This is a genomic window from Aquitalea sp. FJL05 (assembly GCF_003852595.1).
GTDB lineage: Bacteria > Pseudomonadota > Gammaproteobacteria > Burkholderiales > Chromobacteriaceae > Aquitalea > Aquitalea aquatilis.
Window position 1 is genome coordinate 70770 of record NZ_QAJS01000016.1, and the last position, 8263, is coordinate 79032.

Below are 8263 nucleotides of genomic sequence, written 5' to 3' on the forward strand. Positions count from 1 at the left end.
CACACTTCGAATAATCACTGCCCCCGAGCAAGAGCGGGCAGGGTCAATGCATGGCTGCAAAGGACTGGGAGAGTGAATACAAAGGGGATGTTTGCAAGCTGGGGGGCGTTTGTGCTGTTCGCTGCCAGCTTGTTGCTATGGCCCAGACAGGCGCTGGGTGAAATTCCTTTATATGGTTTTCTGCCGCACGGCCTGTTTGCCGGCTGGCTACTCTGGCGTGGCGCAGGCGTGGCCTGGCGCTGGCCGGTGGCGGCATGGCTGATCAGCATGCAGTGGCTGGCCTGGCCATGGGCGCTGGCCCTTTCTGCATCGCTGCTGCTGATGCTGCCCGGCGCACGCCTGCTGCAGAGAGACTCCGGCGTGGAAGATGGCTCGGCCATTTCCCAGTTGCTATGGCGGCTGCTGGAAGTCTCTGCCTATTTGCTGGCCCCGCCGGTGGCCATGCTCGGCGTGTTTTCGCTGTGGTATGGCGCCATGCCACAGGTCATGCAATGGACCGCACTGGCTGCCGGCTGCGCCATGCTGGCCATGACCTGCTGGCTGCCACTCTTGCGCATGCCTGGCTGGCCCGAGCAGCGCCGCCTGCTGGAGTTGCTGCTGATTCTGCTGGTCATGCTGGTGGTGTGGGCTTCGATGGTCAGCAGTGCGCAAAGCCTGCCCTTTCCCCGCCCGGTATTGTTCTTCCCGCTGCTGATCTGGGCCGCCTTCCGTGGCCGGCTGCTGGGGGCCTGCCTGTCCGGTTCGCTGCTGTGCCTGCTGTTGTCGCTGCCCAGCTTCATGCCCGGCCTGTATCTGCATGCCGGCGTGGCCGAGCTGATGAACGACACCGTGCTCTGCCTTACTTTCATTGTGGCAGCCGTGCTGGTGGCCACGCTCAGCGATGTGCAGCGGCGCAAGGAAGACGAGCTCAACGAATTCCGTTCGCGGGTGGAATCACTGGTCAACAACAGCCCCAATATGATGTCGCTCAAGGGGCTGGATGGCCGCTTTCTGCTGGCCAATCGTGCTTACAGCCGCATGCTGGGGGTGTGCGAGCACGCCATGGTGGGCAGTGTGCTGGAAGACTATTTCACCGAGGATGACGCCAGCCGCATCAAGCAACAGGACGCGGTGGTGCTCAGTTGCCTGGAGCCGCGCCAGTTCGAGGAAAGCTTCAGTGTAGGGGGCAGCGATTTCACCATGCTGGTCAGCAAGTTTCCGCTGTTCGACAGCCAGGGCCGGCCGGCCGGGGTGGGCAGCGTGGACACCGACATCACCCGCAGCCGCGAAGAGCAACAAGCCAAGAAAGAGGCCGAAGACAAATACTGGGCGCTGGTGGAGCAGACCCTGGTGGGCATTTACATCATGCAGGACGAAAAGCTGGTGTATGTGAATCCCAAGCTGGCCGACATCGTCGGCTATCCGCCGCAGGAGATGCAGAATATGGCGCTGGAGCGGCTGCTGCCCGCCAGCGAAGCTGGCCGCATCCGGCTGCAGATCAAGCGCCGGCTGCGCGAAAATATCCAGATCATGCACTACACCACCCGCGCCATCAGCCGCGACGGCCATCTGGTCGACCTGGAAGTGCACAGCCGGCTGGTGGAATACGATGGCAAGCCGGCCTTGATCGGCGTGGTGGTGGATATTTCAGACCGTATCGCGGCAGATACCAACCTCAAGCTGGCCGCCAAGGTATTCGAGAATTCGGCCGAGGGCATCCTGATCCTGGATGCCGACGCCCACATCATCGCCGTCAATCATGCCTTTACCCGCATTACCGGTTACGAGGAAGGCGAAGCGCTGGGCAAGTTGTCGCGCATTTTTGTCGATAGCGACGATGTGACCAGCCTGCAGATGCAACAGGCGCTGACCCTGCACGGCCAGTGGCAGGGTGAAATGCGCGACCGGCGCAAGAATGGCGACTGGTACCCGGCCGAGCTGTCGATCTCGCTGGTGCGCGATGACGCTGGTTGTCACAGCAATTACGTGGCGGTGTTTTCCGACATCACCGTGCGCAAGCAGGCCGAAGAGCGGCTGCAGTTTCTGGCCAATCACGACCCGCTCACCCGCCTGCCCAATCGCAGCAGCCTGATCAGCCGGCTGGAACAAGCCATTGTCGAGATGAGTGGCGAACCCGGCCCGCTGGCGGTGATGTTCATCGATCTGGACCGCTTCAAGCTGATCAACGACTCCTTTGGCCATCAATCCGGCGATGAGCTGCTGCGCGAAATTGCCATCCGCCTGTCCAATTCGGTGGGCGAACGCGGCCTGCTGGCGCGGCAGGGCGGCGACGAATTCACCCTGCTGCTGACCGAATTTGCCGATCAGTCGGAACTGGCCGGTCTGGCCGAGGAAATCCTCGCCGTGCTCGGCCGCGGCCTGCGGCTGGAAGAGCACGAGGTGTGTGTCACCGGCAGCATCGGCATCAGCGTGTTTCCCAATGACGGCACCGATGCGCGTAGCCTGCTGAAAAATGCCGATGTCGCCATGTATCGCGCCAAGGATGCCGGCAAGAACACCTATCAGTTTTTTGACGCCGAGATGAACACCCAGACCTTCGAGCGCCTGCTGCTGGAAAACGGCATGCGTCAGGCGCTGGAGCGGGGCGAGTTCGAACTGCACTACCAGCCGCAGCTCAATGCCGCCAGCCGCGACATGTCCGGGGTCGAGGTGTTGATCCGCTGGCGTCACCCGCAGCTGGGTTTGATCCCGCCCTTGCGCTTTATCCCGCTGGCCGAGGAAACCGGCCTGATCAAGCCGATTGGCGACTGGGTGTTGCAGGAAGCCTGCCGCCAGTTGAAGGCCTGGGATCTGGCCGGCCTGCATGTGCCACGGGTGGCGGTCAATCTGTCGGCCCGCCAGTTCGAACAGAGCACGCTGGTGGACAATGTGGCGCGCGCCTTGCAGACCGCAGGGCTGGAAGCCGGCCGGCTGGAGCTGGAAATCACCGAAAGCATGATCATGCAGAACCCGGTGGAAACCGTGCACCAGTTGGGCGAACTGAAAGCGCTGGGTGTCTGGCTGTCCATCGATGACTTCGGCACCGGCTATTCCTCGCTGTCGCATCTGAAGCGCTTCCCGCTGGATACGCTGAAGATCGACCGCTCCTTTGTCGATGGCCTGCCCGGCGATGAGGACAGTGTCGCCATTGCCGAAGCCATTCTGGCCATGGCCAAGAAGCTCAAGTTCAGCGTGGTGGCCGAAGGGGTGGAAAATGCCGCCCAGGCGGATTTCCTCGAACTCAAAGGCTGCACGCTGTTGCAGGGCTATCACTTTGGCAAGCCGGTGCCGGCTGCCGAATTTCCTGCGCTGGCCGCGCAGCTCAGCCAATCGGCGCGGCTGGCCATCATGGCCGACTGGCAGGGCGGTCTGTAGCGGGGTAGCGCGCAGTTTGGCAGCAGCCGGCCCGGCTTTGCGGCTACAATAGCGGCCATTCCCCGTTTACAAGGCTTCAAGCGCATGAGCAACAAGCGACTCATTCACGGCTTTCATGCCATCAACGCCCGCTTGTGGCAGAACCCGAAGAGCCTGCTCGAAATCTGGCTGGCCGGCGGCCGCCAGGACGAACGGGCCAAAGCGGTGCTGGAAAAGGCCGGCGAAGAAAGCATCAAGCTGCACATCGTCGACAAGGCGCGGCTGGACAGCATGAGCGGCAATGCCCGCCATCAGGGTGTGGTGGCCATGATCGATGCCAGCCGTAATCACGTAGACCTGGACGACGTGCTGGAAAACCTGGCCGAACCGCCGCTGCTGCTGATTCTGGACGGTGTTACCGACCCGCATAATCTGGGTGCCTGCCTGCGCGTGGCCGATGCCATGGGCGCACATGCCGTGATTGCCCCCAAAGACCGCTCGGCCGGGCTGAATGCCACCGTATCCAAGGTAGCCTGCGGCGCCGCCGAAGTAGTGCCCTATATCACGGTTACCAATCTGGCGCGCACCCTGCGCGACCTGAAAGACGCCGGCGTGTGGATTGCCGGCACCACCATGGAAGCGGATACCGACCTGTTCCATGTCGATGCCGCCGGCGCCCTGGCCTGGGTGATGGGATCGGAAGGCGAGGGCATGCGCCGCCTGACCCGCGAACACTGCGACGTGCTGGTGTCCATTCCCATGTTCGGCACGGTGGAAAGCCTCAATGTGTCGGTCTCCTCCGGCATGGTGCTGGCCGAAAGCCGCCGCCAGCGGGTGCTGGCCGCCGAAAAAGCCAGCTGAGCCAGCGCATCGCAGCTCCCTGCCAACCCCATGCCCCGGCATGGGGTTTTTTGATGCAGGACAGCTTTTTGCAATCTCGCTGATCCATTGCGGAACCTTGCTGGCTATACTTTGCTCTATGGTGCTTATACCCTTGGGGGGTATGTGGAGATGCTGGCTGCCTTGCCAAGCCGCACCGTGTTCACCGCCTCTCTCTAATTGACGGAGCCAATACATGGACAGAAGACACTTTCTGCAGTGGAGCAGCGCGCTGGCCTTGACCCCCTTGTTGCTACGCCAGGCCTGGGCTGAAAGCATGACTGACATGCCGGGCATGGATCACGCTGCCATGGGGCATGGCCTTGCCGGTGCGGCCAGCATGCCTGCTGCCGACAGCCTCGGCTTGCCGCGTGGCCTGCCATTGCCGTCGCTGTCCCGGCTGGAAAACCACGGCGGTGCCGGCCACCTGGTGGGCCAGCTGGCAGCCGCACCGGTCAAGCTGCCTCTGCTGCCGGGCAAGCCGGCTAGCACCTTCTGGGCTTATAACGGCCAGATTCCCGGCCCGGCCATCGTCGCCTGGGAGGGCGATGAAGTCCGCCTGCGGTTTACCAACCAGTTAAGTCAGCCCAGCACCATTCATTGGCACGGCATGCCGGTGCCGGCAGCGCAGGATGGTAATCCGCATGATCCGGTATTGCCCGGCCAGACACGTGACTACCCGTTCCGGCTACCGGCAGAGTGTGCCGCCAGCTACTGGTATCACCCGCATCCGCATGGTCATACCGGTCAGCAGGCCTATATGGGGCTGGCCGGGGTGTTCGTGGTGAAAAGCCGTCACGACCCGCTGGCGCATTTGCACGAGCAATGGCTAGTGCTGTCCGACCTCAAGCTGGATGCCCACGGCCAGATTGCTGCCAATAGCGCGGCAGACCAGCATGATGGCCGCGAAGGCCAGTTCGTGCTGGTGAATGGCGGCTGGCAGCCGGTGATTGCTTTGGCCGAAGGTGAACGGCAGCGCTGGCGTATCTGGAATGCCAGCAGCGCGCGCATCCTCAAGCTGGCCTTGCCAGCGCACGACGTGCAGCTGGTGGGGACGGATGGCGGGCTGATCGCTGCGCCACGGCGTATCGAAACACTGCTGCTGTCACCCGGTGAGCGGGCGGAGATCGTCATCACTGGGCGCTTTGCCGCTGGTCAAGCATCTGCCTTGCAGGCCTTGCCCTATAACCGTGGCAAGGCCATGGGGCCGGAACAGAGCACAACCCTCACCCTGGCTACAATCAGTCGTAGCGGCAGCAAGGCCACGGCCGAGCTGCCGGCAACGCTGCGCCAGATTGCGCCGCTGGGTGCGCCTGCCGTCAAGCGGGTAGTGAACTTTAGCGAAAACATGGCTGACCCGGCGGCCATGTTCCTGATCAATGGCAAGAAGTTCGACATGAACCGGGTGGATTTCACCGGCAAGGTGGGGCAGGTCGAGGAGTGGGATATCGTCAGCCAGGCGCATATGGATCATCCCTTCCATATTCACGGCACCCAGTTCCAGGTGATCGCCCGCACTGACGATGGTGTGTGGCAGGACGAACCCTTCCTGGCCTGGCGTGATGTTGTCAACATTCCGGCAGGCGAAACGGTGCGGCTGCGCTTTGTCCAGCGCTTGCCCGGTTTGCGCATGTTCCACTGCCACATTCTGGAACATGAAGACGCCGGCATGATGGCCACGCTGGATGTGCAAGCCTGAGTGGTGCTGCCGCGCAAGCCAGGGACTGCCGGTGTTACACTGGCAGGCCTGATTTTTATTTGATAGCGGAGTGCGCATGAGCCTTGCCCCGAAAACCGATGCCTGCTGTCACACGCCGCCCGATGTTGCCGGCAAGAGCGTGGTGCAGCCGAACAAGTCGGCGCTGCTCAAGCGGCTGGCGCGCATCGAGGGGCAGGTACGTGGCATCAGCGGCATGGTGGAGGCCGACCGCTACTGCGTGGATGTGCTGACCCAGGTGGCCGCGGTGAAATCGGCGCTGGATGCGGTATCCATGCAGTTGCTGGAAAACCACATGAAAGGCTGTGTCAGCAAGGCCCTGCTGGAGGGCGACGCCACCGGCATGGTGACCGAACTGATCGAGGTGGTGAAGAAAGTCCGTTAACCATTGATAGCGCTTTAGCGGGTCTGAATAACAACATTCTTTGCCGCATTCTGTTGCCCTCCCTTTTCAGGAAACCACCGAGATGAAAACCGTATTGTCCGTGCTGGCCGGCCTGCTGTTGTCGTCGTGGTCGCTGGCCGACCCGCTGCCTTTCGAGCAGTTCATGCACCTGCACCGCGACATGAGCGAAGCCGAGCTGCTGCAAGCGGCCGGCAAGCCGGATTATGTGCGTGCCGATCCCGCCGCCGACGGCGACCGGCAGTTGTTCTGGCTGGGCGATGCCGATCTGCCCTACACCACACTGGTGATTCTGCACAACGGCCTGGTCAGCGATATCCGGCGCGACAAACGACTGTAAGCCGCCAGCCGCTTTGCTGCTTTTACCACGCCGGCGGCGCTGTGCCGCAGCCTCTGGCCGATTTTGTTTGCCGCAGCAGGATTAAGTGCGTAGAATGCTGCGGTTTCACTACCTTGCTTTTTGCAACCGCATGGCAAAAAGCTAAACAGCCATAAGGAGTTAACATGCGTCATTACGAAATCGTGTTCATCGTCCATCCGGACCAGAGCGAACAGGTTCCGGCCATGATCGAGCGCTACAAGGGCATGGTTCTGGCCGCTGAAGGCAAGATTCACCGTCTGGAAGATTGGGGCCGTCGTCAACTGGCTTACCCGATCCAGAAGCTGCACAAAGCCCACTACGTTCTGATGAACGTTGAGTGCCAGTCCGAAACCCTGGCCGAGATCGAGCACGCCTTCAAGTTCAACGACGCTGTTCTGCGTCACCTCACCATCAAGCTGGATCGCGCCGTTACCGACGCATCCCCGATGATGAAGGACGAAAAGGCCAAGAACCTGCTGGATTCCCAGCAGCCGGCAGCCGAGGCCGAAGCTGCTGCCTAATTGGCAGGAGACAAGGACTTGCAGAACCGTCTGGTATTGACCGCGACGGTCGAACGCGAAGAAGCCCTGCGTTACACCCCTGCCGGTATTCCGGTGGTGGAAATGTGGATCAGGCACCAGTCTAGACAGACTGCCGGCGGGTTCGAACGCGATGTGGCCTGTGAAATCCAGGCCGTGCTGATTGGAGAAGACGCCCGGAAACATGCCGGGAAACTGGCAGGAAACGCGGTGACATTCACCGGATTCCTATCCCAGCGCAGTCTGAAAAATCCGCGGTTGGTACTCAATATCGAATATGTTGAATTTGTAAAAGGTTAGTCAAAATGGCTCGTCAACTCTTCAAGCGCAAGAAGTTCTGCCGCTTCACGGCAGAAGGCATCAAGGATATCGACTACAAATCCGTTGATCTGCTGAAAGACTTCATCGCCGAAAACGGCAAAATCATCCCGGCTCGCATTACCGGTACCAAGGCTCGCTACCAGCGTCAGCTGACCACTGCTATCAAGCGTGCTCGCTTCCTGGCATTCCTGCCTTACACCGACCAACACTAAGCCGGGAAAGGACTTAAGATGCAAATCATTCTGCTCGAAAAAGTTGCCAACCTGGGTCAACTGGGTGACGTGGTTAAGGTCAAGAACGGCTACGCCCGTAACTTCCTGATCCCGCAAGGCAAAGCCAAGCGTGCTACCGAAGTCAACCTGAAAGAGTTCGAAGCTCGTCGCGCCGAACTGGAAGCCAAGCAAGCTGAAATCCTGGCCGATGCCAAGGTTCGTGCTGAAAAGCTGGTTGACGCTGTTATCACCATCGCGCAAAAAGCCGGTGTTGATGGCCGTCTGTTCGGTTCCGTGACCAATGTGGACGTGGCTGAAGCCGTGACCGCATTCGGCGTGGAAATCAAGCGTTTCGAAGTTCGCCTGCCGAACGGGCCGTTCAAGGCCATCGGTGAGTACGACATCGAAATCGCCCTGCACCACGACGTGGTTGCTCCGATCAAGGTTGTTGTGGTCGGTCAAGCCTAATTCCCTTATCCGGAATTCTGCTTCAAGGAA

The 8263-nt window shown here is 60.9% G+C and carries 9 protein-coding genes; all 9 read left to right on the forward strand.

Annotation, left to right across the window (positions count from 1 at the left end):
- Positions 1 to 87 precede the first annotated feature (87 nt).
- The 9 genes from DBR44_RS14190 to rplI all read left to right on the forward strand — a co-directional run bounded on the left by DBR44_RS14190 (position 88) and on the right by rplI (position 8233).
- On the forward strand, positions 88 to 3354 hold the full coding sequence (locus tag DBR44_RS14190) for an EAL domain-containing protein (protein WP_124644681.1): 3267 nt from the start codon (positions 88 to 90) through the stop codon (positions 3352 to 3354).
- A gap of 84 nt (positions 3355 to 3438) precedes the next feature.
- Positions 3439 to 4194: a 23S rRNA (guanosine(2251)-2'-O)-methyltransferase RlmB gene (rlmB, locus tag DBR44_RS14195; protein WP_124644682.1), complete on the forward strand. Its 756-nt coding sequence runs from the start codon at positions 3439 to 3441 to the stop codon at positions 4192 to 4194.
- Between the two features lie 214 nt (positions 4195 to 4408).
- Complete coding sequence (locus tag DBR44_RS14200) at positions 4409 to 5911, forward strand: multicopper oxidase family protein (RefSeq protein WP_124644683.1); 1503 nt, start codon at positions 4409 to 4411, stop codon at positions 5909 to 5911.
- A gap of 76 nt (positions 5912 to 5987) precedes the next feature.
- On the forward strand, positions 5988 to 6314 hold the full coding sequence (locus DBR44_RS14205; protein ID WP_124644684.1) for a metal-sensitive transcriptional regulator: 327 nt from the start codon (positions 5988 to 5990) through the stop codon (positions 6312 to 6314).
- Between the two features lie 82 nt (positions 6315 to 6396).
- Positions 6397 to 6672 carry a hypothetical protein gene (locus tag DBR44_RS14210; protein ID WP_124644685.1) on the forward strand — a complete coding sequence of 92 codons (276 nt, stop codon included), beginning with the start codon at positions 6397 to 6399 and terminating at the stop codon, positions 6670 to 6672.
- A gap of 164 nt (positions 6673 to 6836) precedes the next feature.
- Entirely contained in the window at positions 6837 to 7214 is a 378-nt protein-coding gene (gene rpsF / locus DBR44_RS14215) for a 30S ribosomal protein S6 (RefSeq protein WP_124644686.1), read from the forward strand.
- Between the two features lie 18 nt (positions 7215 to 7232).
- Positions 7233 to 7532 carry a primosomal replication protein N gene (gene priB / locus DBR44_RS14220; protein ID WP_059287688.1) on the forward strand — a complete coding sequence of 100 codons (300 nt, stop codon included), beginning with the start codon at positions 7233 to 7235 and terminating at the stop codon, positions 7530 to 7532.
- A 5-nt stretch (positions 7533 to 7537) separates the two neighbouring features.
- Positions 7538 to 7765: a 30S ribosomal protein S18 gene (gene rpsR / locus DBR44_RS14225; protein ID WP_028535202.1), complete on the forward strand. Its 228-nt coding sequence runs from the start codon at positions 7538 to 7540 to the stop codon at positions 7763 to 7765.
- A gap of 18 nt (positions 7766 to 7783) precedes the next feature.
- Positions 7784 to 8233 (forward strand): 50S ribosomal protein L9, encoded by a 450-nt coding sequence (gene rplI, locus DBR44_RS14230; RefSeq protein ID WP_089085558.1) that lies wholly within the window; start codon positions 7784 to 7786, stop codon positions 8231 to 8233.
- The last annotated feature ends 30 nt before the right edge of the window (positions 8234 to 8263 follow it).

Excerpts from the sequence above, each read along its gene's own strand:
- DBR44_RS14190 (WP_124644681.1), top strand. The coding sequence starts at position 88 with ATGTTTGCAAGCTGGGGGGCGTTTGTGCTGTTCGCTGCCAGCTTGTTG.
- rlmB (WP_124644682.1), top strand. The coding sequence starts at position 3,439 with ATGAGCAACAAGCGACTCATTCACGGCTTTCATGCCATCAACGCCCGC.
- DBR44_RS14200 (WP_124644683.1), top strand. The coding sequence starts at position 4,409 with ATGGACAGAAGACACTTTCTGCAGTGGAGCAGCGCGCTGGCCTTGACC.
- DBR44_RS14205 (WP_124644684.1), top strand. The coding sequence starts at position 5,988 with ATGAGCCTTGCCCCGAAAACCGATGCCTGCTGTCACACGCCGCCCGAT.
- DBR44_RS14210 (WP_124644685.1), top strand. The coding sequence starts at position 6,397 with ATGAAAACCGTATTGTCCGTGCTGGCCGGCCTGCTGTTGTCGTCGTGG.
- rpsF (WP_124644686.1), top strand. The coding sequence starts at position 6,837 with ATGCGTCATTACGAAATCGTGTTCATCGTCCATCCGGACCAGAGCGAA.
- rpsR (WP_028535202.1), top strand. The coding sequence starts at position 7,538 with ATGGCTCGTCAACTCTTCAAGCGCAAGAAGTTCTGCCGCTTCACGGCA.
- rplI (WP_089085558.1), top strand. The coding sequence starts at position 7,784 with ATGCAAATCATTCTGCTCGAAAAAGTTGCCAACCTGGGTCAACTGGGT.